General features: G+C 40.4%; 23 protein-coding genes, 1 tRNA gene and 1 pseudogene. 18 read left to right on the plus strand and 7 right to left on the minus strand.

Features of this window, described 5'->3' with window-relative positions:
- Window positions 1-241 precede the first annotated feature (241 nt).
- From NJ959_RS05985 to NJ959_RS06000, 4 genes are all read left to right on the plus strand, one after another.
- Entirely contained in the window at window positions 242-2,371 is a 2,130-nt protein-coding gene (locus NJ959_RS05985) for an S-layer homology domain-containing protein (RefSeq protein WP_254010843.1), read from the plus strand.
- Between the two features lie 132 nt (window positions 2,372-2,503).
- Complete coding sequence (locus NJ959_RS05990; RefSeq protein ID WP_254010844.1) at window positions 2,504-3,220, plus strand: hypothetical protein; 717 nt, start codon at window positions 2,504-2,506, stop codon at window positions 3,218-3,220.
- 232 nt (window positions 3,221-3,452) lie between these two features.
- Complete coding sequence (locus tag NJ959_RS05995; RefSeq protein WP_254010845.1) at window positions 3,453-4,718, plus strand: AAA family ATPase; 1,266 nt, start codon at window positions 3,453-3,455, stop codon at window positions 4,716-4,718.
- Window positions 4,719-4,817: 99 nt separating this feature from the next.
- The gene (locus NJ959_RS06000) at window positions 4,818-5,507 is read left to right on the plus strand and encodes a Crp/Fnr family transcriptional regulator (RefSeq protein ID WP_254010846.1); all 690 of its coding nucleotides are present in this window, start codon (window positions 4,818-4,820) and stop codon (window positions 5,505-5,507) included.
- Between the two features lie 199 nt (window positions 5,508-5,706).
- Here the strand turns inward: NJ959_RS06000 and NJ959_RS06005 are convergent, their stop codons facing one another.
- Window positions 5,707-7,074, minus strand: a complete 1,368-nt coding sequence (locus NJ959_RS06005; protein ID WP_254010847.1) for a hypothetical protein — start codon at window positions 7,072-7,074, stop codon at window positions 5,707-5,709.
- Window positions 7,075-7,405: 331 nt separating this feature from the next.
- Between NJ959_RS06005 and NJ959_RS06010 the strand changes: the two genes are divergently transcribed.
- From NJ959_RS06010 to NJ959_RS06030, 5 genes are all read left to right on the plus strand, one after another.
- Window positions 7,406-7,882, plus strand: a complete 477-nt coding sequence (locus NJ959_RS06010; protein ID WP_254010848.1) for a hypothetical protein — start codon at window positions 7,406-7,408, stop codon at window positions 7,880-7,882.
- 157 nt (window positions 7,883-8,039) lie between these two features.
- Window positions 8,040-9,725 (plus strand): cell division protein FtsA, encoded by a 1,686-nt coding sequence (locus tag NJ959_RS06015; RefSeq protein WP_254010849.1) that lies wholly within the window; start codon window positions 8,040-8,042, stop codon window positions 9,723-9,725.
- Between the two features lie 56 nt (window positions 9,726-9,781).
- A complete protein-coding gene (locus NJ959_RS06020) occupies window positions 9,782-10,624 on the plus strand; it encodes a hypothetical protein (RefSeq protein WP_254010850.1) in 843 nt (280 codons plus the stop codon).
- A 476-nt stretch (window positions 10,625-11,100) separates the two neighbouring features.
- A complete protein-coding gene (locus NJ959_RS06025) occupies window positions 11,101-11,721 on the plus strand; it encodes a hypothetical protein (protein WP_254010851.1) in 621 nt (206 codons plus the stop codon).
- Window positions 11,722-11,991: 270 nt separating this feature from the next.
- A complete protein-coding gene (locus tag NJ959_RS06030) occupies window positions 11,992-12,585 on the plus strand; it encodes a hypothetical protein (protein ID WP_254010852.1) in 594 nt (197 codons plus the stop codon).
- 116 nt (window positions 12,586-12,701) lie between these two features.
- Here the strand turns inward: NJ959_RS06030 and NJ959_RS06035 are convergent.
- A pseudogene (locus NJ959_RS06035) lies at window positions 12,702-12,803 on the minus strand (DUF2887 domain-containing protein); the annotation flags it as partial.
- A 432-nt stretch (window positions 12,804-13,235) separates the two neighbouring features.
- On the opposite strand from NJ959_RS06035, the gene NJ959_RS06040 reads away from it, so the two are divergent.
- On the plus strand, window positions 13,236-15,014 hold the full coding sequence (locus tag NJ959_RS06040) for a M61 family metallopeptidase (RefSeq protein WP_254010853.1): 1,779 nt from the start codon (window positions 13,236-13,238) through the stop codon (window positions 15,012-15,014).
- 99 nt (window positions 15,015-15,113) lie between these two features.
- Here the strand turns inward: NJ959_RS06040 and NJ959_RS06045 are convergent, their stop codons facing one another.
- From NJ959_RS06045 to NJ959_RS06055, 3 genes are all read right to left on the minus strand, one after another.
- Window positions 15,114-16,382 carry a glutamate-5-semialdehyde dehydrogenase gene (locus tag NJ959_RS06045; RefSeq protein WP_373693609.1) on the minus strand — a complete coding sequence of 423 codons (1,269 nt, stop codon included), beginning with the start codon at window positions 16,380-16,382 and terminating at the stop codon, window positions 15,114-15,116.
- A gap of 10 nt (window positions 16,383-16,392) precedes the next feature.
- Window positions 16,393-16,803 carry a hypothetical protein gene (locus tag NJ959_RS06050; protein WP_254010854.1) on the minus strand — a complete coding sequence of 137 codons (411 nt, stop codon included), beginning with the start codon at window positions 16,801-16,803 and terminating at the stop codon, window positions 16,393-16,395.
- A gap of 212 nt (window positions 16,804-17,015) precedes the next feature.
- Window positions 17,016-17,087 (minus strand) — tRNA-Gly (locus NJ959_RS06055).
- A 440-nt stretch (window positions 17,088-17,527) separates the two neighbouring features.
- On the opposite strand from NJ959_RS06055, the gene NJ959_RS06060 reads away from it, so the two are divergent.
- From NJ959_RS06060 to NJ959_RS06095, 8 genes are all read left to right on the plus strand, one after another.
- Window positions 17,528-17,668: a hypothetical protein gene (locus tag NJ959_RS06060; protein WP_254010855.1), complete on the plus strand. Its 141-nt coding sequence runs from the start codon at window positions 17,528-17,530 to the stop codon at window positions 17,666-17,668.
- Between the two features lie 131 nt (window positions 17,669-17,799).
- Entirely contained in the window at window positions 17,800-19,350 is a 1,551-nt protein-coding gene (gene hisZ / locus NJ959_RS06065; protein WP_254010856.1) for an ATP phosphoribosyltransferase regulatory subunit, read from the plus strand.
- A gap of 276 nt (window positions 19,351-19,626) precedes the next feature.
- Entirely contained in the window at window positions 19,627-20,643 is a 1,017-nt protein-coding gene (hisG, locus tag NJ959_RS06070; RefSeq protein ID WP_254010857.1) for an ATP phosphoribosyltransferase, read from the plus strand.
- Between the two features lie 143 nt (window positions 20,644-20,786).
- A complete protein-coding gene (locus NJ959_RS06075; RefSeq protein ID WP_254010858.1) occupies window positions 20,787-21,014 on the plus strand; it encodes a ferredoxin family protein in 228 nt (75 codons plus the stop codon).
- A gap of 273 nt (window positions 21,015-21,287) precedes the next feature.
- Window positions 21,288-22,328 (plus strand): hypothetical protein, encoded by a 1,041-nt coding sequence (locus NJ959_RS06080; RefSeq protein WP_254010859.1) that lies wholly within the window; start codon window positions 21,288-21,290, stop codon window positions 22,326-22,328.
- The gene (locus NJ959_RS06085) at window positions 22,322-23,059 is read left to right on the plus strand and encodes an ABC transporter ATP-binding protein (RefSeq protein ID WP_254010860.1); all 738 of its coding nucleotides are present in this window, start codon (window positions 22,322-22,324) and stop codon (window positions 23,057-23,059) included. The genes NJ959_RS06080 and NJ959_RS06085 overlap by 7 nt, the downstream gene beginning before the upstream one ends.
- A gap of 178 nt (window positions 23,060-23,237) precedes the next feature.
- Window positions 23,238-25,001, plus strand: a complete 1,764-nt coding sequence (locus NJ959_RS06090) for a S8 family peptidase (RefSeq protein ID WP_254010861.1) — start codon at window positions 23,238-23,240, stop codon at window positions 24,999-25,001.
- Entirely contained in the window at window positions 24,998-25,222 is a 225-nt protein-coding gene (locus NJ959_RS06095) for a hypothetical protein (RefSeq protein WP_254010862.1), read from the plus strand. The genes NJ959_RS06090 and NJ959_RS06095 overlap by 4 nt, the downstream gene beginning before the upstream one ends.
- A 277-nt stretch (window positions 25,223-25,499) precedes the next feature.
- On the opposite strand, the gene NJ959_RS06100 is transcribed toward NJ959_RS06095, so the two are convergent.
- Window positions 25,500-25,646, minus strand: coding sequence for a hypothetical protein (locus NJ959_RS06100; protein WP_254010863.1), 147 nt, complete (start codon window positions 25,644-25,646; stop codon window positions 25,500-25,502).
- 296 nt (window positions 25,647-25,942) lie between these two features.
- On the minus strand, window positions 25,943-26,260 hold the full coding sequence (locus NJ959_RS06105; protein ID WP_254010864.1) for a DUF3155 domain-containing protein: 318 nt from the start codon (window positions 26,258-26,260) through the stop codon (window positions 25,943-25,945).
- Window positions 26,261-26,541: the final 281 nt, after the last annotated feature.

Consider the following 26,541-nt stretch of genomic DNA (forward strand, 5'->3'; position numbering starts at 1 on the left):
GGCTGGGGGGGTGAAAAGGGGGGCAAAAAATGAGTATCTTTGCCTTCATTGGGATCCTCCCTAAACAATGGGCGTTACATCTAATTGCTGTAAAGTATTCGTCTCTCCTGTTACATTTATTATTTATTTTAACAACAACCAATATACATCTCCGAATAATAGTCTACAACCCTTGCGCTCTCTAGATGAAAACCTCATTCTTGGAGATGTATAACAACCAACAACCAGTGGGGAGTGGGGAATGACTAATAACAAACAACCAACAACCAACAACCAACAACCAACAACCAACAACCAATCACCAATGACTACATTTTATGTTAATCCAGGGACAGGTAGCGATCGCGCTATTGGTTCCGCTAATAGTCCATTTAAAACTTTAACCCGCGCACTCCAACAAGTGACTGCTGGTACGACAATTTCCCTTGCCGTTGGTACTTATAATACCGCTAGTGGAGAAAGATTTCCCCTGATTATTCCGGCGGGGGTAATCGTTTTGGGAAATGAACCTAGTAAAGGTAAAGGTATTGTAATTGTCGGGAATGGACAATATAGCAGTCAGACGTTTGCTAGCCAAAATATCACGCTACTATTGAATTCTGGTTCCCAACTGCGGGGAGTGACGGTGACTAATCCGGCACAACGGGGTACGGGAGTTTGGATTGAATCCACAAAACCAATCGTTACTAATAATACCTTGACTCGGTGCGGTCGTGAGGGAATTTTTGTGACGGGGACAGCTAAACCGATAATTATGGATAATCAATTGCTGGAAAATGCTTCTAGTGGTATTTTTATCGTTCGCAATAGCAAAGGGGAAATTCTGCGAAATGTTTGTCAGAAAACTGGTTATGGCATCGCAATTAGTGATTCAGCCGCGCCTTTGGTGGCAGATAATAAGTTTATCGATAATAATACGGGGATTTTTCTATCCCGCAGTGCTAAACCAGTAATGCGTCACAATCGGATCGAGAATAATACTAATGGAGGATTAGTTATTACTGGTGATTCTAGACCAGATCTGGGTGGTACTCAAGATCCAGCAGGTAATATTTTTCTCAACAATGGGAAAGTTGATATCCAGAATAATACTTCATTAACATTGATTTCGGTAGGAAATCAGATCAATCCATCCAAGATTTCCGGTTCGATTAAGTTAGATGCGTCTCAAGTCGCAGTACCAGTAACTATCCAGACTCAGTTCAACGATTTGGGTAATCATTGGGCTGCTAGATTTATTCAGGCATTAGTCGAGCGTAATTTGCTTAGTGGCTTTCCTGATGGTACATTTAGACCAGAAGCTAGTATAACTAGGGCTGAGTATGGGGCGATGATTGCTAAGACTTTTGAATTACCAAGACAAGTTGGTGCTAGTTCGGGTACGTTTCGGGATATTGTTGATAATTTTTGGGCAAAAGATGCAATTATAAAAGCGGCGAATATGGGATTTATTTCTGGATTTCCTGATGGTACATTTCGTCCAGGGCAAAATTTGACACGCACTCAGGCATTAGTATCTGTGGTGAATGGATTGGGATTAAAAGGGGGGAATCAGAATATTTTATTAGCTTATACCGATCGCGCTCAAATTCCTAGTTATGCTACAGAAGCGATTGCCACAGCAACTCAACGAAATTTAGTGGTGAATCATCCCCAAGCCGATAAACTAGAACCCATGCGTAATATTACCCGCGCTGAAGTCGCAGCCTTGATTTATCAAGCTTTAGTCTCAACAGGAGAAGCTGGTGCAATCGCCGTGCCACAATTAGTCAATCCTCACCCTTATATTCCCTCATTTACAGATATTAAAGACCATTGGGCGGCAGATTTTATTCGTCGTCTGGGCAGTTTAAACTTGGTGGGTGGTTATCCCGATGGCACATTTAAACCTGATATCTTATTGAATCGAGCGCAATATGCTGCGATAGTGGTAAAAGTATTTAATCCGACTCCCATCCGTCCACCTGTTCAATTTATCGATATTCCGGCTGATTTCTGGGCTGCTGCTGCAATCCAAGATGCTTATCGTGGCGGTTTCCTTTCTGGTTTCCCGGATCAAACTTTTCAACCTCAGCAAAGTTTGCGGCGAGTTGAGCTAATTACTTCCCTAACCCATGGACTTTCTTTTCCTAATGGAGAGGAAAATATTTTGGAAATATATGAGGATAGAGATAATATTCCTACTTATGCTAAATCAACTGTTGCTGCTGCAACCAAGGCAGGCATTATAGTAAACTACCCCACCCTAGCACGACTAGAACCAAAACGAGCCGCCACCCGCGCTGAAGCAGCCACTTTTCTCTATCAGGCTTTGGTAAAACGAGGAAGGTTAAATGCTATTGTTTCACCTTATATTGTTGTTAGTTGTTAGTTGTTTGTTATTAGTTGTTAGTTGTTTATTATTAGTTGTTAGTTGTTTTGTAAGTATTACTAATAACCAATCACCAACAACCAATCACCAATCACCAATCACCAATCACCAACAACCAATAACCAATAACCAATGACAAATGACTCAGATTCAGCAATTGCTTATGCGGTGATATTACTCAGGCACTATGGATTTGAATTGAGGGGGTACACTCCTGAAGAATTAGTGAACATTTGGCTGAATAATTATCAGGCACATTGGATAAGGTTAGCAGTGATTGAGTCGCTGTATCGTGGACGTTACAAAGCAGTTTCTGTCGAGCAAATATTGACAATTTGGTTGCGAAGGGGACAGCCATTCCATCGCTTTAACGGTGAATTTGAAAGGTTGATTTCTCGGAAACTACCTAAAAATTTAACATCAAAGTTTTATGGCACTACAACTGAGTTTAATTTAGAAGCAATGTTGTTGTCTGGGATGGAGAGTTACGAGGATACTACCGCTACCTGTAGCGTCTCTACTGATATGGGATTGTCACAAATGGTAAAGATACCAGACGATCGAGGGATCTTTGAGGTTAGTATAGAGGAGGAGTTAGAGTTCAGAATTGAATCAGAAAATTCACCTCCAGAGATAATTGAAATTGAAGATACAAGAGAAACATCTCTCGAATTAGACACTTTACCCCCAGAAACAGTAACAAATAGTCACGATCGGTTATATCCTAAGATACATTGGTCTCCCCGTGAAGGGCAGAAAACTCCAATTAATCAATTTACCCCACCACCTGACTCTTCTGATTTCTACCAAAAGCTGAAAAAAGTAGCCCAAAAACAAGATGAAAATTGAATCGATACTTTTGGAGGTATGCTTCACCTAATAAATTCTAGCAATACAGACTATAATTTATAGTATGTTCAATATTTAGATAAAATATGTGAGAATAAATAAGATAGATGTCAGTGTAATATCGGCAAAATACACAATCTTACTAATCGATTTGATTATAATAATTTGATAGATATTTCCCACCATAACCTTAAACTTTTCCACCTACTTAAACCTGACTAAAACCTCAATTATGCTAATTGGCATCAAGCTAATCAACTTTAAAAACTTCCAGGATACCACAATTATTTTGGGTCCACTGACACTGCTAGTGGGAACCAATGCTGCTGGAAAAAGTAATATTCGAGATGCTTGTCGTTTTCTTCATGGTATTTCCAGAGGATATAGTATAGCTGAAATACTCGGAGAGAAATATATTGAAGGCGGTGTACTGCAATGGCGGGGTATTCGTGGAGGTACAAAAGAGATTACTTTTGCAGGTAGAAGTAGCTTTGAATTAGAAGTAATATTCACTATTAAAGATAAAATAGAAGAACGTATTCTCGCCTACTGGATTCAAGTTGAAGCAGATCGAATTGGCAATCCACCAAGAGTTATTGGGGAATCATTAACAGAATTGATTGGCATAAACGATCGTAACCAAAGTCAGCTAATATTTGACTCTCATCCTAAAGAAAATTCTCTGCCACAACACGATCCTTTATACCTAAATGTTCGCGTCCAAAAAAAAGGCAGTAGTCAATATCCTACCTTTTCATTTTGGAATCAATGTCCTATAATTAGACAACTTATCGAACATAGTGATGTATCTCCATCGGTTCGAGAAACGGCACGTTTAGCCATAAAAGCTTTCACTTCCATGCGGTTTCTCGATTTAAGCCCAGAGGCGATGCGAATGCCGTCATTACCAGGTCAAACTATTTTAGGCGATCGCGGCGAAAATCTTTCCTCTGTTTTGCAGGCAATTTGCCAAAATCCAGAAAGAAAGCAAGCTTTACTCCAATGGATACAAAAACTTACGCCAATGGATGCTAAAGATTTTGAGTTTCCATCTGATTTTACCGGAAAAGTATTATTAACATTAGTTGAAGAAAATGGACAAAGGATATCAGCTTATAGTGCCTCAGATGGTACACTTCGTTTCTTGGGAATAATCGCCGCATTACTTGGCACTGAAGCCGCACGATTTTATTTCGTAGAAGAATTAGAAAATGGGATTCATCCTACTAGATTACACCTGATACTCCAACTAATGGAGCAAAAGGTTGCTGAAGGAAGAATTCAAATAATTGCCACTACTCATTCGCCACAGCTACTAAAATCATTAAGTCCAAAGTCACTAGAATATGCCTCATTATTATATCGTATTCCTAATAGAACTTACGCTAAGGTAAAACGGATAATAGATATTCCAGAAGCACAGCGTATTATTCAGGAACAAGATTTTGCAAATCTCCATGAATCAGGATGGCTAGAAGACATGGTATACTTTTGCTGAAGGTAGCAAAAATCGATACAATAGAATTAAATAGGATAAAGCCTTTAATTAAGTGCTTTTCCGGAAATGCCTAATAACTCCCCGCTTAACAATTACCTTATGCAAATCAAAGCTTTTAGTGAGCTTTTCTCACTATTCAATACAGCTACTCCAGAGACATTAGAATGGCTCCTGTCTGTTTCCGTCGAACACGAGTACCCAGCAGGTAGAGCAGTTTTAATGGAAGATGCTTGGGGTAATGCGGTTTACTTTATTGTCTCTGGCTGGATAAAAGTGCGCCGCCTTTACGGAGAAAATGCGGTTACCTTGGCAATTTTGGGTAAGGGGGATTTTTTTGGTGAAATGGCAATTCTGGATGAATCTCCCCGCTCAACGGATGTTGTGGCTCTTTCCCCTGTTAACTTAATCAGTATTTCTGCTCAACGTTTTATTCAAACCCTTTTCAAAGATCCTCAGTTGCACCACCGTATGTTACAACTAATGGTGCGGCGGCTGCGCATGACTAATCTCCGCTTTCAACTACACAATCAGCCACCAGCAGTTAAGTTAGCCAATACTTTGGTTAATTTAGCAGAGAGTTATGGAAAATCAACCCCAAAGGGAACGGAAATCCTGAATATTCCTTATAAAGATTTAGCAGATGTCACTGATATTAGTGTTGAGGATACAGCAAAAATTATGCACAAGCTAGAAAATAAGGGCTGGATTAAAGTTGAACAACAAGAGCCGATACTCTGCGTAATTAATATCAAACAGCTTACTCATTTAGCAGGGCAGGTTGCCAGGTAGTATCGCTCTGGCGAATTCAAAAGCCACCTATGCAAAACTACTGTTAGAATCGGATTGGGAAGTAAAATTTGTTAGTTTGTAGGAAGCACTTTAGTGCTTCTATGTCAAGAGAAAAACAGGCACTGAAGTGCCTACTACAAACCTGCTTCTATGTCAAGAGAAAAACAGGCACTGAAGTGCCTACTACAAACCTGCTGACTTAGTTTTTCTGAATTCCATAACAAAAGCGACCAATGATAGGTTTATTACCCTCGCTATTCATTAAATCGGTTGTAATTGTTTTTAACTCTCCCAAGAATTTTAATAAATTATGAGTTTTCGATCCATCTTGACTGTTTTCACTCGAATTCCAATCTTTCCACCAACTAGGTTCTTCTAAGTCTTTTGCTAACACTTCAACCTGGAAGAAGTAAACTCCTGGTTGTTGAAAATTATTCGATCTAATTTTAGTAGTAAAATCTAATTTTTGGGAATCTGATAGTTTCCATTCACCGATATCTATGGCTTTTTGTAGTTGAGGATCGGTGGATTCTTTGAATTCTTTGTCAAATGTATCGAATGTTTGAATCTGTATCTTTGTTTCAAGTGAATTTGATTCAAGGGGCAAGGTGTGGCTTAACGGCTTGAATGGCACACTATATTTTAGCGGGAATTCTTCGCTTTCATTTTTATCAATTTCTAAAAGTTCAATGGGTTCATTATTCACTTCCACTGCTACATTTCCATCATTTAGAGACATGGGGCTGTTAAGCTGAGATGGTAGTTGGGGAGATCCTTCAATATGGGATAACTGGCTAACAATTGATGTGGAAAAAATGACTAGTTGGCTATCTTTTGGCAAGTCTTCTTTGTCACGCAGTTTAGCGAACTTATCGAAGTAGTAGGTAATATCGCTATAAGAACCAATAAAAATTACATAGAAGGGATGCCACTTTTCTGGTTCTTTCCCTTCAGTATTATAAGTAAACTTATCTCCCCCGATACCGACATCATAAATAGTACCGTTAAATTCACTTCTGAGGACTAAAAGTCCAACGGCATATCCTTTTTTTTGGGAGTTAAGATAATGTTCCTTTATTTTCTGGCTAAGTAAGGTTGTATCTGCTTCTTTTTGATATAAATCGGTGATAATAACTGTAAGTTTATCCCCATTATCTGGCGGTGCGATCGCAGATTCGATTTGACTGACTGATTCGAGAGGAAAATTGGGGTTACTACCGTCGTAAAATCTGGGTAATTCTGCTTGGCGGAATTGTTCGCGGGTAATGGGTTGAGTAGTTGTTCCTAGGCGATAGTATTGTAAAAGAGATTGGGATCTAGAACCAGCAGTTGCTAAGATGCTATCTAATAATTCTATAGTTTGAACATAGCGACTGCTTGTATTTTTCACGTAGCCATCCATTGAAGGAGTACCGTCTACATGGATGGCAATTGTCATGTTATCTGATTTGGGGGGCTGACTATTGGGTAAAGATACATCGCAGGTTAAATTTACCGATTTAGGTATGCAGGCAACCAGAAGAAGAAATGTGACGCTTGCCACAATTAGCCATCTGAATCGAATCATGCTAGTATTGTAGGTATTTAGGAGTATGGGGTAATTTTAGTCTATTTTTTAGGCTTGCCCTATGCTAAATTAATATATCACCGAGATTGACAGGGGCTGAACCCCTTGATTTCAGATTTTAGGGAGAGTCTGGCAATCTCAAAAAGTTTCCATTTAACTCGATTGTTAGGGCTGCAATTAACTTAGCCAGAGAAAAATGTGGGTGTAGAATTGGGGTAATGGGGCGATTGCTGTGAGGTATGGCGTAAAGGCAAGAAGAATTGCCTGCGCATTTCCTCCTTCGCCTTTTCCCCCTTCCCCTTCGTCTTCCCGACTTAACTTAAAGGGATAAATGAAAGCTGGAGAAATTATTCGGATTATTGTTTTGAGTATAATTGGGGCTGTACTGATGTTTTTGGTACAGCCTTGGGTTTATCAAAATCGACTCATCCGCATCACGGATGTGCCAAGAATTGAGGCTTGGGTTAGTAATTATTATATACCGGGAGCAACTGTTGTATTTGTTGTTTCGGTAGTCGCTACCTTGTTGTGGTACGTGATGGCAGCACAAGCTAAGGTGAATACCGCTGGTGATACTTTTCGCTGGCAGGTGATTTGGTGGCTGTTTTTGCTGTTTCCTATTTTAAGTATTTGTGTGGCAATTGGCTTTTTTGGTGGCAGTCAGGATGCGCTTTTGTCTTTGACTGGTTTTTTGGTTTTTGATGGGATATTTTGGTTATTTTGGCTCCCGACGGCAACTAGTTCTCCGGCTTCTTTAATGTATATTCCTCCCGGATCTTTTACTATCCGTCGTGTAATTGGATTTTAGGTGAATCAGGAATTACGCAGAAACATTCCAAGTTAGTTTTCCCACCGCTAAGGAACCCCATATTTTCAAAGATGGTAGAGGATCTTATCAAATTGCTCGTTTAGAAGAATTTCCCTCAGTTATTAACTGTCAGGATAGTAACAGAAATCTCATTGGTTTGATTTTGCTGAAAAGTCCAGAAGAAATCCAGCCGTCTACTTCTTGGATAGTTGGGGTAGATTTCGGCACTTCTTTCACTAATATATATGTAAATAGGAATGGCATAGCCGAACCTTTACAACTGGAAAATCTCCATCTCAAGGTAACAGAGATTCCCAGAGATACACGGATAACTGTTTTATTTGAATACTTTATCCCCGAAAACTTTATCCCGGCAGATAAACCTTTGCCCCTATCCAGCGTACTGACAACTAGGGGAAAAACATCAGCTAGTCAAGGCAAAGAACGTCCCATATTTGATGGAAGAATTTACATACCATCTTACGGGAGATTTGGGACTAGACCTCCATGGATTGAAACGGATCTGAAGTGGGAAAATTTCAGTTTAAATCAGCTATTTCTAAAACATTTAGCCCTGCATATCTCAGCCATAGCTGCTAAAAATAGGGTGGCAGAAATTCAGTGGAGTTTATCATTTCCATCTGCGTTTTCTCGCAGCGATAAGAACAAGTATGGCAGAACGTGGCAAAATTTAACTCAGGAATTACAAGCTAGTACGGGAATTAATCACATTTGCCCAGAGATTGATGATTTAGACAAATTCCGCACTGAGAGTTTAGCCATTGCCCAATATTTTGCAGATTATGAGGGACACGATTTAGTTAATACTACTTGTATTGATGTGGGAGGCGGGACTTCAGATATTTCTATCTGGGAAGAAAATCGGCTGGTTCATCAATGTTCAGTTCAGTTGGCAGGTAGAGATCTATTTTCGCAATTTTTAGGACTGAATTTGAAGTTTATGAGTAAAATTTTATCTGAGGGAAAAGTTTCTGAATTTAGCGGATCAAAAGATGGTTTATTCGATCTCAATCTAAACATCTGGCTTCGCAGCAACGGAGACTACTGGCTAAGAAATAAAAGAAACTTAATGGAAGAAAATCCAGAATTTCAAGGCTTAATAAAACTGATAGCAATTGGCATGGCAGGATTGTACTATTATATCGGGATACTTCTGAAAGTTCTGTATGAAGAAGGAAAGTATAACCGAAAAGAAATTACGCCGGTTTATATTGGAGGTAATGGTTCTCAATTGTTAAACTGGCTAGCAGAAGGAGGTAGATTCGATCGACATTCAGAAGTTAATTTATTGCTGAGTAGAATGTTAAGTAAGGGTTCGGGCTTTGAAGATACTGAAGAAGTTACCAGATTGACCAATAATCCCAAGCATGAAGTCGCCTGTGGATTAGTCTTAAATGAGAGTAAGCTGGAAGGGCTAACGAGAAAGGTTAAAGATTTGCCAATTGCTGGGGAAGCTTATGAAGTAAATGGTATACCGATTAGCTACTCATCCAGATTAGACTTTGAGGATGAAGTAGAAGACTTTAAAGTTCCCCAACTAGTACAGTTATCGAAGTTCCTCAGCGACTTCAATTTGGCATTAAAAGAATTAGAAATTGAAGGAATTCAGCCTATGGAAAGCTACAAAGTTGGTAAAGTATTAGATCGAGGTTCTAACCAGAATGACAAATTATGGCGAGATACGAATAGAGAATTGACTAATGTTTTGTTAAAAATTAAGGGAAAGTCAGATAATATCCGGGTTGAGCCACCATTTATTTTGGGGTTGAAGGCATTGTTGAGAGTCTTAGGTAAGGAGTGGGCAGAAAAATGGCAAAAGTAAAAGTTTGACATCCTTTAATAGATATTTGGCACAAATTTAATTCTAATCAAGATAATATGCAGCCTCCTCAAAATGAAGATATTAAAGATCAATTAGCACCTTTACCCCCAGAATCTACAGCGGAGAATATATCCGCTTTTGCAGATATATATGAGGAGCAAATTGAGGAAGAGGGAAAAGAGCGTAAGTTATTGCTACATCTATTACAACAGGATACTGACGAGCGGAAGCAACTGCGGCTGGTATTAGAAAATCTGCTCAAAGTAATGTTACAGTTACAACCATCAACACCAGAAATAGAACCAGAAAAGCCAAAGCAGGAACAATCGTCACTTGAATCTCAGATAGAAAAACTGCAAAATGAGTTGGCAAAAGCGAATCAAGAAAAAGAGCAGCTTCAACTGCTAATCAATAACCTAGAAACTAGCTTAACATCTCAAACTAACACCATACCCAGAGATCAATATGCTGCAAAAACTGATACTAGAGCTTCAAATGTAGATATAAATATAACTCTTACTCGTGAAGAAACAACATTAGTTTCTCTATATGAAAAACAAACAAAGCAATTGTTACCATATGCGACAGAAGTCTCAGCAACAGAGGAAAGTATTGGAGAACGTCTTTCTGGTAATAACCAAGCAGCAGTTCTAGAAAAATCTCGGAAGGGTAACTATTGGATAATAAATGTACAAGATGTTAAATACCTAGTTCCTCAAAAAGATAATTTAAAAATTAACACATTTAACTATGAAACAGTAGAAGCATTGTTTGAATGTATCGGATACGAAGCTGGTTATTCCAGCGACTTTAAACTTATCAAACCGGGAAAAGTTCGCTCTATTTCTACAGGAGATAAATGGGAACTAGTAGAACGAGGTGTGCTTAAATTTTCATGAAATTAGCGATCAATAAAATAATTTGTAGTTCTTATAAAAAAATAAATTTTACTGGTTTTAGGTAAGGAGGAATTAAACAAATGCCAAAATTAAAAATGATTAAATCCTTACTTTTAGCCTCAGTTGTGTTGGGAATTGCTTCACAGTAACAGAAACCACAGTCATCAACGCACAATCACCGCCACCTAAAGAGACAACAGCACCGCCGGAAGATATCTTAGAAAAATTAAGAAATCAAATTAACGAACTTCGCTCTTCAATTCTTGCTTCTAATCCTAAATTCCAAGAACTTAAGAAAACAGTACAATCATTCTTTGAATGTCGCGGATATCAAATCGGATACTCCAGCCAATTCAAACTCATCAAGCCAGCAAGAGTATCTCCTGTTACTATAGAAGATGAATCTACTCCCACAGGAAATAAGTGGGAATTAGTAGAATTAGGTATCCTGCAATTTTAATTGAGGGGATAGGTTGATGAACCAAGATAATTCTCCCGGCGATCTCAAAAATTCAGTCCAAGTAACTGGTTCCCTAGAAATCACCAAGATGGAGAAAATAAACTTCTCTGAATCTGATTTATTGGCAATTTATAATAACGTTCCTCAAGTATTAACCAAGAAAGCAGTACAAGTTGCCATTACAGAAGATATCGTCCATAGAACAAATAATGTCCCAATCATTCTCGAAACATTAAAGAAAGGGAACTATTGGATTATCGCTATAGAAGAATCAAATTACTTACTTTTACCCAAAAGTAATCTGATTATTAATCCCCATAGCTATCAAACTGTCAAATTATTATTCAACTGTCACGGATACCAAGCCGAGGATACCAGAGAATTCACCCTCAACAAACCAGCTAAAGTTTCACCAATGCCAAATCCACAGCAGTGGAAACTAGAAGAGATGGGTGTGCTGGATTTTAGTAACATTTCTCTATTATCTCAATTGCAATCAGAACTAAAAAAGAGAAAAGAAGAGCATCAGCAACTTCAATCTCAATTAGAAGAAGTCACTCAGTATCGGGCACAATTCCAGTATAAGTTAGAACAAATTCAGGGAGAAAGATCCCTCCTGATCTCTCAATTACAGTAATCTAATCGAGAACTTCAACAACTCCACACTGAATTAGAACAACTCCACTCCCAGCTAGAACAATCTTCTGTAGAGAAATCGCACCTCATCTCTCAATTACAGCAATCTGATCGAGAACTTCAACAACTCCAATCACAATTAGATCAGTCTCATCAAAATTACGAACAATTACAATCTGAATTATCTCAAGCACAACAAACTATTCAAGAGATTGAGAAGCACCAGTTTCAAAAAGAAAGAGCCAAGATATCTTTAGTAAAAGATATGTGGGTGCGATCGCAATCCCAAATCGCACAATTAAACCAGAATCGTCAAGAATTACAATCTCAGTTAGATCAATTTCAGCAAGATAACAAGCAACTGCAAAATCAACTAGAACAATCTCAGGAAAAGCTAGCAACACTCCAGTCTCAGCCAGACAAAGAAGTTTCTAGAGAAAGTCAATCTCAAGAGGTAAATCCCAAGCTACATCCTAACTCAGAAGAAGCTAAAGTTGTAAACTTTTATATGAACAATTCAGATTTATTGTCGGAATATGCTATAGAAGTTTCAGAAACAGAAGAAAGCCTAAATATACAGTTACTTGGCAATAGCCAACCAGTAGTTTTTCAAAAAAGCTATCATGGTTTCTATTGGATAGTAACTCTAAAAAAGCCTAAATATTTGATTCCTAAACCTAATATAGAAATCAATCAATCTAATTTGAACAGAATTCAACAATTGTTTGAATGTCATGGGCAGCCCATGACTAATAGCAAATTCAAACTCCTCAAACCAGCGATAGTATCTCGCATTGATGGGCAAGACAAGTGGCTGCTTACAGAAGCAGGTATACTTATATTTTACTTAGAATCTAGTAATTAGTTAGCAATCAGTTTAGCTAATCCTAACAGCGCCACAGACTAGCCCAAAACCAAATATCCTAAAACCTGCGAAGGCAGGTTTTGTTTGTATAGCTGCGGTTGAAACCGCCCAGCTACTAACTCATCCAAATAAATCCGCCGCACTCGATTCAGGGCAAGGAGTTCCCCAAACTGAAGGATTTGCTCTCTTTCGATACTGCGAGTGGGATAGATGACAATATTAACTTAAATCGCTATTAAAAAAGAATATTTATCTTGTCTTTTTCTTCTCTAAAGTAGCCATCTAAACCAAGAAACAAAGTATTTATTACCTATATAGAAAGATTTTTATGATTCGTTCCTAGTTAAATGTGGCAGAGCTTACTATCCCAGCGCCTAGTTAAAAAATCAACCTCACGATGACAATCGAGCGGTATTGCCCATAGAATAGTACTAAGCTCTGGAATTGATGCCGCGCTTGTACCCAACTCTGACTGCGTGACAATAGTAACAAGAGTTATGCAGCAACTCAGCATGTAGGGTGTATCGAGATGCCCTCTAGTACCACTTGTGCTATCCGATCGGGCATTTATACTGAAAATTATAGGGGAGTAAAGTCTACGGTATCCAGAGTTAAACTATACCCTCATTGCTCACAGCGAATCGCAAAGAATGACAGAAGCAACAACTATTTTCCCTAGTAATCCACTCTCTACTGCGCCAACCATCCACTACCAAGTCGCAATGCCAAAACCTCAATCACATTTATTTGAGGTAACATTGCAAGTAAAAAACTGGTCAAAATCTATCCTGAATTTGAAAATGCCAGTTTGGACTCCTGGCTCTTATTTGATTCGAGAATATGCCAAACACCTACAAGATTTCTGGGTAGATACAGGCAAAGATAACCGAAGACACTCATTATCTTGGCGCAAACTCAGTAAAAATCACTGGCAAATTGATACCGAAGATTCCGCCGAAATTACCATACATTATCGGGTATTTGCCAATGAGTTATCTGTCCGCACCAATCACCTTGATGCCACCCACGGATATTTTAATGGTGCTGCTTTATTCTTATTTATCCCAGAATGGGAAAAACAACCGATTCAAGTTACTATTTTGCCACCCAAATCCGATTGGCGAATTGTGACACCTCTGCCCTTAATTCCGGGTGATATTAATACCTTTGAAGCCAAAGATTTTGATACTTTGGTGGATAGTCCCTTTGAGATAGGCTATCATCAGCTCCATGAATTTGAAGTCCAGGGAAAACCTCATCAACTAGCCATCTGGGGTAAAGGAAATGCTAACCCAAATAAGATGGTTGAGGATATAAAAAAAATTATTGAGGTGGAAGCCCAATTATATGGCGGGTTACCTTACGAACGATACGTCTTTTTGTTGCATCTTTCATCTAGTGGTTTTGGTGGTTTAGAACATAAAAATTCCTGTTCTTTGAACTATTCTCGCTTCGGTTTTCGTGCTAAAGATAAGTATAACCGCTTCATGCAACTGGTAGCCCATGAATTTTTTCACCTGTGGAATATTAAGCGGATTCGACCTAAATCACTGGATAAGTTGAATTACGAACAGGAAAATTATACTACTTCCCTATGGTTTTGTGAAGGGACAACGAGTTACTACGATTTAATCATTCCCCTCAGAGCAGGAATTTACGATGCTAAGACATTTTTAGAAGGGTTGAGTAAGGACATTACTCGCTTGCAAACAACACCTGGACGTTTGATACAGCACCTTTCTGAGTGTAGTTTTGATACCTGGATAAAACTCTATCGGCGAGATGCTAACAGTGATAATTGCCAGATTTCCTACTACTTGAAGGGTGAATTGGTATCCTTATTACTGGATTTACTAATTCGCAAGCGTCATAGCAATCAGCGCTCGATAGATGATGTAATGCACCTAATGTGGCAGCAGTTTGGGGCATGGGAAATTGGCTTTACTCCTCAACATCTGCGAGATGCGTTTGAGTCAGTGGCGGATATGGATTTAAGCCATTTCTTTCATCACTACGTTGATGGTACAACTGAACTTCCTTTTGATGAATATCTCGAACCTTTTGGTTTAAAATTAATTGGGATACGAGATGAAGAAGCTCCACCTTATTTGGGTGCGATCGCAAAAACTGAACATGGACAGGATATTATTAAGTTTGTTGAAGCTAACTCCCCCGCGAGAATGGCAGGGATCGATCCCGGGGATCAGTTACTAGCAATTAATGGTTGGCGAGTTACAGCCGAACAATTGTGCGATCGCCTCAAAGATTACCAAGTGGATGATACTATTGAAATAACTGTTTTCCACGAAGATGAATTGCGAACCTTACCCGTAACTCTAGCTCAATCACCACCTACCCGTTATCAAATTGTTCAGTTAGAAAATCCTACTGAAGATCAAAAACGCAACTTTGCTGGTTGGCTGGGTTAGTTTTGATCTGATTTTTGATTTTAACCTAATCGAAACCAGAATCCCGGTTTCTTTGAGAAACCGGGATTCTGGGATTCCCCATTCCCCACCAACAACCATTTAAAATTGCACATTTCCCTGGACAACCTGCTTGAGAGTAGTTAGCGTCTCCAGACTAATAATACCTCGACGATAACCTTTCTGATTCGACATACCGAGAAAAACTCCATCTCCCCGTTTCGGGTTTCGTGAAAATTGCGGTGAGGAATTAATATAAACTGAAGCACTATCAACACCTAATGCAAATTGCCGACTTTCTTGGTAAGACTCAGTTACAATACAATCAGCATGACCACTACTATACTGGTTGATCCAAGCAATTCCATCTGCAAGGCTATTCACTAATTTAAAAGTAATACTCTTATTTAGATAGGGTTGATTCCATTCCGATTCTGCGGCTAAAGTTAGTTGTTCAGGAAACTGTGCCACTAGTTCAGAATCACCTCGGAGTTTAAAGCCCTTTTCCTTGAGATTTTTACACAAAGTCGATAAGGAAGATAGTTTTGCCGAACTATCAATTAAAACTTTTTCAATGGCGTTGACCGGATCTGGTACACTGGCATGGCTGTCTAAAATCACCCAACGTACCATATCTAAACTACCTGTAGCAGACCAATAAAGATAGCAATTACCCATCGCTGACCTTAAAATAGGTGAAGTAGATAACTGCGTCACCTTATGAACTAGTGTCTGTCTGCCGTAGGGAATAACCAGATTTATATATCGATCTTGGGTAACTAAATCTTGAATTGAGCTTCCTTGCTCTGGCAGCGAAAGTTCTAAACATCCAGGGGGTAAACCTACTTCATCTAAAGCTTCCTGCAATACTTTTGCGATCGCAATATTAGATTGACTAGCTTCACTACCGCCTCTGAGAATCAGAGAATTGCCAGTTTTCAGACAAAAACCTGCCGCAATTGCCCCCAATTCTGGAAATGCTTCGTAAATCAAAGCAATTACTCCCAAAGGCATTAACTGACAATAAGTCTGAGAATGATCCAGTTGATAAGAAGCATTCATCACCCGTCGGAGAGGATCGGATAACTCGCCTATTCTACGCAAAACATCGATCGCGATTTGGAGTCTTTCTGGTGTCAGCTTCAGCCAATCCAAAATTAATTCCGGCACTGCCATTTCCCGACTGGCTTCTAAATCTAGGGTATTGGCTTCCAAAATATCATCAAAAGACTTAGAGAGTGCCTGTGCCATAGCTTGTACACCGCGCGATCGATCGATCCCTTTGGTTGTTTCCAATATCAGAGAAGCCTGGTAAGCACGAAGCGGCAAATCTGTGGGGTGAGGCGCAATACCATTGGCTTGCATGTCCATGTTTAAGAAGTCAATAACGTCGGTAAGTGAGCCAGATCATAATCGCTGGCACTACTGCAAACATAACTGCGAGAAATGCCCAAAGGATAATCAGCGGTCCTTTAGGGTAGCGTAGTGCTAGTGGTAACCAAACAATGAGCAGCGCCACGACAATTAAAAGCGCCACAGGTAAATAACTTTCCCCGATAGTGGCATTTGCAGTCAGCCACCGATTTCCACTCCAACGCCAAGTTTTTTTGTAGGGGTAGTTGGTGGCGAGTTGTTCGAGCGTGTACCCATTTTCTTCGACGACGAAAATCTGCTGACAGCGATTGCAGCCAAAGGCTTCCGTCAGTGTAATCGGTACTAAACAACCCCTACGCCGACAGGGACAGGGGTACTCTGTACTTAAATCAATCTTTTGAGCTTTCTGAGATGGCACTAGCGCTATTTAAAACGGAAATACTTGACACTTCCGCTCTGAAGCGACGGGATTTCCAATCATCAGATCTTAGGGAGCGCCATTTTCTATATTACCGCTAGTTATTGGTTATTGGTTATTGGTTATTGGTTATTTGAAAAAGAACGGACAACTGAGCGCTAAGGGAGGCGACACCATTCTTGCAGTTCAGGCTTATTTAACTTACTTTACTAAGCGGGTAACGCGATTCGAACGCGCGACATTCACCTTGGCAAGGTGACGCTCTACCACTGAGCTATACCCGCATGACTTCACCTTTCCTTATCTTGTCATACTATTCAAAATCTGTCAACCCCCCTTCTTGGATAAGTTGAGGATCTGGATATTCCGTTGGGGGAGCGATGGCAACGTAGAGATCCGGCTTTTGAGTTTCATGTCATATCCCCCACCAACCACACCCGCCAGAGAATTAATTCTCTGTCTAATAGCTTAAGTCCGTTAAAACGGACTAAAATCTAGATATTCTGGCAGATATTTAGTCGGTTTCAACCGAATGCGAGCTGTTAGACAAGGAACACCACAAGGTGGCGTAGTTAGTCCACTGCTAGCCAATATTGCACTCAATGGGATTGAGAAACTCCACCGTTATAAAGGTAGTAGGAACTATGGATGACAGTACCATGAAGGAAATTTTGTATACCCTTTATCGGGCTGCAAAGATGCCCACGCCATAGCTGTACTCAGCTTGGCGTGGGAGTATGTCACTTCGCCCTGGCTTATTCAAGATGGTGGTGCAGAAATTTATGCAGGTAACGATCGCCTCGCTGTGGTAAGTTGGACGCAAGCTAGTGTAATCCAAAACAATCTCGCCACTATCGTTGTCTAGCAGTATCCTGACTCAGGGGAGGTTAGGCATGGGGAATTCAGAAAAAATCAGTTTCCCGTTCTATGGGAGACTGATGAGTGTCAAAATTGAGAATCGCGACTAAATTCCCCCCCAACCCAATTGCTAGAACAATGCGAACGACTAAAATTGAACGAGTACGCGGCGTTAACGATATACTACCCGACGATTGCGCGATCGCAAAAAAGCTCGAAAATACGCTCAGAGATTGCTTTGCGTCTTTCGGCTATCGTCCGATTGACGTACCCTTGATCGAATATACCGAACTCTATTTGCGGAAATCTGGTGAAGAAATCGCCGCTCGGCTGTATGATTTTACCTATCGTAACCGCCGTCTCTGTTTGCGACCGGAACTTACTGCTTCAGTGGTTCGCGCTTATATAGATAACCTCCAAGCCATACCTCTACCTGTCCGTCTCTATTATGTCGGATCGGCTTTCCGCTATGAAAGACCTCAGAAAGAACGATACCGTCAGTTTACCCAAATGGGGATAGAGCTAATCGGGGTAACGGGTGCAATGGCTGATGCGGAGGTAATTTCAACTGCTTGTCAAGGCTTGAATTCCCTGGGATTAACGGGGTATCGTCTGTTTTTGGGTCATATTGGTGTTATAGCTAAGTTTCTCGATAATTTACAGCTAGAAAGTCGCCTCCGCAGCTTTTTGCTGACTCACATGGAAATTTTGCGCAAAGATGGTAAGGCGGAAGTCGAACGTCGGTTGTGTAATATTTATCCGGCTTTTGAGCTTTATCTGGCTAATCAGCAACTAAGTCAGGAAAGATTAGCTGATGAAAGTCGCCGCCTGCAACGATTGACTACTCTGTTTCAGGATATGGGGGAATCGGATGCGCGGGAATCAATTCTAGATTTACTCAGGAGTATGAATATTGAACTCGCTGGTAATCGAGATTCTCAGGAAATTGTGGATCGCCTTTTGGGTAAAATGAAGCGTCAGGATCAAACTGCAAGAATTAGTCATGCGCTGGAATTTATGAGGGAATTGGGACAATTGGTAGGGGAACCGACTGCGGTATTAAAGGAAGCAGAAAAACTCCTATCTGTTTACAATATCGATTATTCTGGATTGGATCAGTTACGGGAGATTATTAATACTTTAGAATTCTATAATCTCGACAAAAACCAAATTAGTCTGGATTTGGGGATGAGTCGCGGTTTGCAGTATTATACGGGGATGATTTTTGAAATTCATCATGGTTCTGAAGGAGAAACGAGACAAGTCTGTGGTGGTGGCAGATATGACGATTTGGTTGCTACTTTTGGTGGAAGACAAGATACGCCAGCTACTGGTTTTTCTTATGGTATGGAACGGTTACAATTTGCTATGGAAGCAGATGGTAAGCTGGGTGAAAGGAGAAGGTTTGTTGATGTTTTAGTGGTGCCAGTAAGTCAGGAAGATGCTGGTTATGCTATTAGTGTGGCTCAGGAGTTACGACAAGCTGGTTTGCGGGTGGAAATTGATGTGAGAAATAAGAGTGTTTCTAGTAATTTTCAGTACGCTAATAAGCAGGGAATTCCTTTTGCGATCGCGGTTGGTTCTGATGAACGAAAGACGGGAGAGGTTGTTTTGAAAAATATGGCCTCTGGCGAGCAGCAAAGGATGAAGGTTAGTGAGGTTATTAATCAATTTCAGCCTCTTCCCTAAACTAACAAGAGTGGGTAATGGAACAACCGATATAAGGATGGGTAATTGGTAATAACTGATAACTTACATCAGTCGCAATATAGCAAAGGCGATTGGAAATCGCGGCTACACAAACCAAGTCCGCCTGCGCGGACTAAAATCAAGGGTATTACAACCCGCGACGGCGGGTTTTGTCTATGTAGATGCGGTTTTAACCGCCTTGTTGATAATGAGGCAAGTTATAGGTAACAACCAACAACCAACAACCAACAACCAACAACTAACAACAAATAACCAATGACTAATGACAGATCTATTAGAATAGCTCTACCGAGTAAGGGTGCATTAGAGAGATCTACTGTAAGTTTACTTGCTGCTTGTGGTTTGAGTGTATCTCGTCCTAACGATCGACAATATGTCGGCTCGATTCCGGCTTTGCCAAATCTGACTGTACTTTTTCAACGGGCTGCTGATATCTTCACTAAGGTGGAAGAGGGCAGCGCGGATTTGGGGATTACGGGTTATGATGTGGTGGCAGAACAGGGGGTAGGGCAGGATAATGTAGTGGTAATTTGCGATCGCCTCGGTTATGGTAGATGCAAGTTAGTTCTCGCTGTGCCGGAGAGTTGGATTGATGTTTCTTCTATTGAAGATTTAGCGGAGTTGACTCTATTATTTAAGGAGAAAGGACGAACTCTGAGAATTGCTACGAAATATCCAAATATGACTCGCAATTGGTTGTACGAGAAACTGATCGTACATTTTTCTTTGGTGGAAGTCCAGGGTGCAATGGAAGCTGCACCGAGTATGGGTTATGCCGATATGATTGTCGATATTACTAGTACGGGGACTACGCTGCGAGAAAATCGCCTCAAGCAGATTGATGGCGGGAATATCTTGGATTCTCAAGCTTGTTTGATTGGTAATAAGCGATTATTGCAAGAAGATGAGACGAAACTGGAAATAACTAAGATTATTCTGGAGTTAATTGAGGCTAATCTGAGGGCTAAAAAATATATCTCAGTTACTGCTAATGTTCAGGGTAAGTCAGCCGATGAAATTGGTAATTCTTTGATCGCTCAAAGCAAGTTGAGTGGGGTGACAGGGTTACGAGGACCAACTATTGCCAAAGTCTATTCTAATCCAGAGGATGATTGGTATGCTGTTACTGTTGTTGTGGAAGAGAAGATGTTACTCTCTACTGTTAATCTCCTGAGAACAGCAGGAGGGAGGGATATGACTGTTCTTTCACCTAACTATGTTTTTGGTGCTGAGTCTCAGAATTATCAGCAATTTTTGGAAAAGTTAAAGTGAGGAGGGGGAGTGGGGAAGAGAGTTTTGAGTTTTGAGTTTTGAGTTTTGAGTTAAAATCATCCTCTACTCCCTATTCCCTATTCCCTACTCCCTACTCCCTACTCCCTACTCCCCATTCTAAATCTGAAACAAAGGAGAACACTGTGGCACATACTATTCTTACTGAAACTTGCGAAGGCGTGGCGGATTGCGTTGATGCTTGTCCAGTTGCTTGCATTCATCCTGGTCCTGGTAAAAATGTTAAGGGTACTGAATGGTATTGGATTGATTTTAGTACCTGTATTGATTGTGGAATTTGTTTACAGGTTTGTCCTGTAGAAGGTGCAATTGTGCCAGAAGAAAGACCAGATTTGCAAAAGACACCGCAATAGTTGTTGGTTATTGGTTATTGGTTGTTGGTTGTTGGTCATTGACAATTGGCTCTAAGTCACTTGTGACTGTAGAACAGATTTATCGCCTATTCCTGTTTTGTTTGAGTAAAAACTAACAATCAATCCGTATAATCCCTGAGTTACTCCGAAACTGACACAGTAGATTCACGTAAAGATTAGTAAAGATATCGCTAAATATCTGTATTTTCTCTGAGAAAAGCCTTAGAATCATCGGATTAAAAAATCCTTAAGCTTTGATTCGAGGCAAGACTCATGAAAAAAGTAAAGACTTTAGGCATCGGTAAATTGGGAGCATCCCACTTTGGCAAAGATACTCATTTTTTGCCCCCCTTTTCACCCCCCCAGCCTGCCTTGTCAAAGGGGGGAGAAAGAATACAACCTGCATTTCTTCCAAATCGGGATGCTCCCGGCAAATGGGCGCAACTGGGTATTTATAGTACTGCCATTGGTTTAATCTCTGCGAGCAACGCTGTGGCTGCAACATTAAATATTGGCTTTACGAAACTACCTGGATTGACAGGCGGATTTCCTGCATCGACAGCAGTTTACATGGCAAATCTTTCCAATATAGGATTCGATATTGGCTCAATCCAGATTGGTGATAACAGTGGCGGATTAGGCGGTGCTACGGGAAAATTTAGTGGATTTGATTTGGATGGGATTAAGTTCAGTAAAAGCGCGATCGCAAATGGAGCAGATATCAATAGCTTACCAGGATTGAACGTGTTTGATTTCAGTCCATCAGGAACTTTTTTCACTCCAGGAAAACAACGCGCTCCCATCGATTTGACTCCCCTATTTGGCACAACAGGTAGCAATATTAATAATACAGTGGCGACACTGAATAGTTTTGATGCTAACTCAACAACTAATGAAATCTTACCAGGAGCAACCGCGTTTGGCTTTGCGAGCTTAGGGGATAATGGTAAAATCGCATTTAATCTAAAAAATTTAGTTTCTACCACCGAACCGTTGTATCTTTATATTGGAGAAGTTGGCGATAATGGCGAGGTAGGTGCAGGTGAAATTACTGTCTCAGATAAACCGATGAATAGGATTGAGGTAGCTACTGCGCCAACTAGTAACTCGACTCAGCCAACTCAGACGATTGAGGTGGCTACTATTCCAACCAGTAACTCAACTCAGCCAACTCAGACGATTGAGATAGCTACTGTGCCAACTACTAACTCAACTCAGCCGAGGAAGAGTGTTCCGGAACCTGCCAGTTTAGTCAGCTTATCATTCTTAGGCATCTATTTGGTAACCTATCGATCTAAAAAAACTAAATGTTGAAATCAACGAGCGATACTCTCCTAGAAGTAGAAAATGTCTACGCAGGATATATCAAAGATCTAGATATCCTGCAAGGCGTTAATTTTAAAATTAATCCCGGTGAATTGGTGGCAGTAATTGGTCCCAATGGTGCAGGAAAATCAACCCTTGCCAAAACTATATTTGGACTATTAACCCCCAATAAAGGTAAAATCACTTTCAAAGGGAAAGACATTACTAATCTAAAATCAGATAAAATTGTCCAGCGGGGCATGTGTTATGTCCCCCAAATATCTAACGTATTCCCATCTCTGACAGTAGAAGAAAATTTGGAAATGGGAGCATTTATTCTCCAAGGTTCTTTAAAGGAATTAAAAGAAGAAATTTTTACCATGTTTCCTAAACTTAAACAACGGCGAGGACAACGTGGAGGGACTCTTTCTGGTGGAGAACGGCAAATGTTGGCAATGGGAAAAGCGTTGATGTTGAAACCAGATTTATTATTATTAGATGAACCATCAGCAGCATTATCTCCTATATTAGTTAATAGTGTATTTGAGCAAATTAAAGCCATTAATCAAAACGGAACGGCAATTGTTTTAGTAGAACAAAATGCCCGAAAAGCCTTAGCCATGGCGGATAGGGGATATGTGTTAGAATCTGGGCGCGATCGCTTTTCTGGACGAGGACAAGATTTACTTAACGATCCACAGGTGGGAGAATTGTATTTGGGAGTTACTAAGGTTCATTAAAGGGGAATGGGCAAGGCGGAATAATTTGTCAAAGAATCCCGGTTTTTTTTGAGAAACCGGGATTCTGGGAAGAAGTGTTAAAGTAACTTTACAATTGAGCGATCGCAAAATTAACTCAGCCACCAGAAAGATGCGTTATCGTAGTGATTAAACTAACCCAATAGGCGGAAGGGTTGCCATGAGAAAGTTTCTTTTAGCCTGTTTATTCATCGTCGCCCTCGGTTTTGCCCTCTTTAACTTCAAAGGTTTGGCAAATCAAGGCGAATTTCAGTCAATTGTGCTGGATTTCCGGGAAGATATCCCCGCAGCACAGATTAATAGCGAAATAAATGCGATCGCACAAAAATACGGCGTTACTCCCCGACTCAATAGCGAATTCTCGAAAACCGACAATATTTATATTTTGGAGGGGAATAAACAAATCCTGGATAATCTGAAAAAATCACAACTATCCAAGGAAACCGAATATATCGAACCCAACTACGTTTACAGTGCTTTCTATACTCCCAACGATCCCGACTATACCAAGCAGTGGAATATGCACAGCATCAACGTAGAAACAGCATGGGATGAAACTAAAGGTAGTGGGATGACGGTGGCGGTGATTGATACCGGAATTAGTCCAGTACCGGATTTAGAAACCACTAAGTTTGTTCGAGGTTATGACTTTGTAAATGACCAAATTGACGCATTAGATGATAATGGTCATGGTACTCACGTTGCTGGCACTGTCGCTCAATCTACTAATAACGGATATGGTGTAACTGGTGTTGCTTACGAAGCCAGCTTAATGCCGTTAAAAGTATTGAGTGGAAGTGGTAGCGGGACGGTTTCTGATATTGCCGAATCGATCAAGTTTGCTGCTGATAACGGTGCCGATGTTATCAATATGAGTCTTGGTGGTGGTGGTGTCAGTGAGTTGATGCAAGAAGCAATTAATTACGCCCATAGCAAAGGCGTAGTTATTATCGCAGCCGCAGGTAATTCTGGTCAAAATTCCGCATCTTACCCCGCTCGTTATCCTCATGTTATTGGTGTTTCTGCCCTAGATTCTGTTGGCGAAAAAGCCCCCTATTCTAACTATGGTGCGGGTGTGGATATTTCTGCTCCTGGTGGTAGTGAATCGGGTAAAATCGTTCAAGAAACGATTAATCCTAAAACCAATGAATCTGTTTTTGCTGGTTTCCAAGGCACTAGTATGGCATCGCCTCACGTTGCAGGAGTTGCTGCTTTAATTAAAGCTAGTGGGGTTACCAATCCTGATGATATAGAAACAGTCTTGCAACAATCTAGTCGCAGCGTTGAAGACGATCCTCTAAATCATTTTGGTGCGGGACAATTAGATGCAGGTGCTGCTGTAAAACTTGCTATCAAAGGACAAATTAGCTTCCGCGATTTCTTCCGTTGGTTACAAAATAATGGCTATCTCAATCTAAAATTCTGGTTTGATGGCGGTGCAGTGGCGCTATTACCGAAGGTTTTGATGGTAGTTGGTTCCTATCTCCTTGCTTGGTTTTTACGGAATTACTTATCCTTTGGTTGGAGTTTGTCCACAGGATTAGTTGCAGGGAGTTCAGGACTATTTTTACTACGGGGTTTGTACATCTTCGATTTACCTCAATGGCCATTACGAGTCATGGGAAGTTCCATTCCTGAATTGGGTACAGCTATTCAAGGTAGCAGTATCTTAAACCCAATTTTTGCTAGTGTCTTAATTCCTGTGGTTTTGGTAGTGTTATTCCTCGGAAATCCGCACTGGAAATGGGTAGCAATTGGTTCGGCAATTGGTGTTGCTAGTTGTTTGGCAGTCAGCGCAGTAATGTCTCCTAGTATATTGTGGTTAGGCAGTGGTATGGTAGCTCGTTTGTTCTTAGCTACTAATGCTTTACTATGCTTTGGACTTGCTTATTTAGCTAGTAAAGGTGAGGGTAAATTTGCATGAGCATTCAGATAAAAGGCGTTGTCGAACACAAAGATATTGGTGTAGGTGTTTGGGCGTTGGTAGCAGATTCTGGAGAAACTTATGAGCTTATGGATGCTCCTGATGAGTTACATAAACCTAATTTAAAAGTACAGGTTACAGGCTTAATCAGAGATGATGTGATGACTTTGGCAATGATTGGTCCTGTTTTGGAAGTTAACTCATTTGAAGTGCTTAATTGAAGGAGGAAGGTTGAATGTTGAAGGATGAATGTTGAACTATCTAATATATAGCAGTCACCAAGGCGGTTAAGGCATTCTCGGCTACCAAATTTTAACAAGGGGCTGAGAGCCAATTGTCCTAACCGCTGTGGCGGTTGCTATAGAATCCAGCTAGGGGGGGGAATGCCACCGAGGGAAAGTAAACAAATACTTAAGCCTAGAGTAATGAAAAAACCGCTTCTAACTGTATTTTAAGGGCTACGGATGGTTTGGAACTAGGTTCCCGTCTTTACATGAACTATTGTTTTTGAGCGATATGAAAGGCTGAGATATAGGATATTTCGATAGTTTTACCGCAGTGTCTTTCCAGTTTTTCCCGTAAACCTGCAAACAACCTATCCCGTTGCTTATCTTCTAAGGCGATATAGGGTGATAGGGTACTCAAAAGCGAGATATAATCATCAATCGAATAGGTAACTTGGCAAGAAATATGTTCGGAAAGCAAATCCTGAAAGTAACCTGATTCAATAATGGGTTTTCCCAGATTTATGAGAGATTTTTCCTGACTTTCTCTATCTTCATATCGCGATAGAGATGGGGCGTGGGGTGGCGGTTGCTATACTATAATTTTGTACCGCCAGGGAAGTAAAGCGCCAGAGACAAGATTAACCCTACTCAAAATCTTGACAATTGAGTAGGGTTAAGAAAACATGTTTGTAACTCAGTTATCCCAACAATAGATCAGCGGCTACTACTGGCAACGGTAGCATTTTCTTTAGAAGGCTCTAGGATGCGGAGACTGGGAAATAGAAAATGGTTTTCTTCGACGTATTGAGCTCCAAATAAACCCTTTTCTGCCCAGAAATAACGGTCTGTTGTATGTTCATTTCGCTTAACTAGCAGCAAAGCAGGAGGAATGATTCCCGCTTCTTGAATATATTTTCGTGCTGCCGTAACCGGTTTATCTTCACCGCTTTCTATATTATACTGAGGCACATGTTCCAAGATCTTACGCCCCTCTTGGCGTCGCCGACTTTTCCGCTTGCGTCTTCTAGCCAACCTCTTTACCTCCTCTGTCTAATGACAGTTGTAATGTTAGTTACAAAAGCCGTCGCCAGTATATCGGCTTCACTTTAAAATATCAACTGGCTTTTAATCTTCGATACAAACTCCTCAAATGCTCCAATGGTATGATTTACAGGCTTTATTCGCTACCTGATAGCGTAACAAATGTATAGATATTTTAACAAAACTTAATATTTGGTACAGGGGAGTAGGGAGTGGGGGGGAGAGTTTTGAGTTTTGAGTTTTGAGTTTTGAGTTAAAACTCTCCCTTGTCC

The organism is Limnofasciculus baicalensis BBK-W-15 (assembly GCF_024178385.1).
GTDB classification, from domain to species: domain Bacteria; phylum Cyanobacteriota; class Cyanobacteriia; order Cyanobacteriales; family Coleofasciculaceae; genus Limnofasciculus; species Limnofasciculus baicalensis.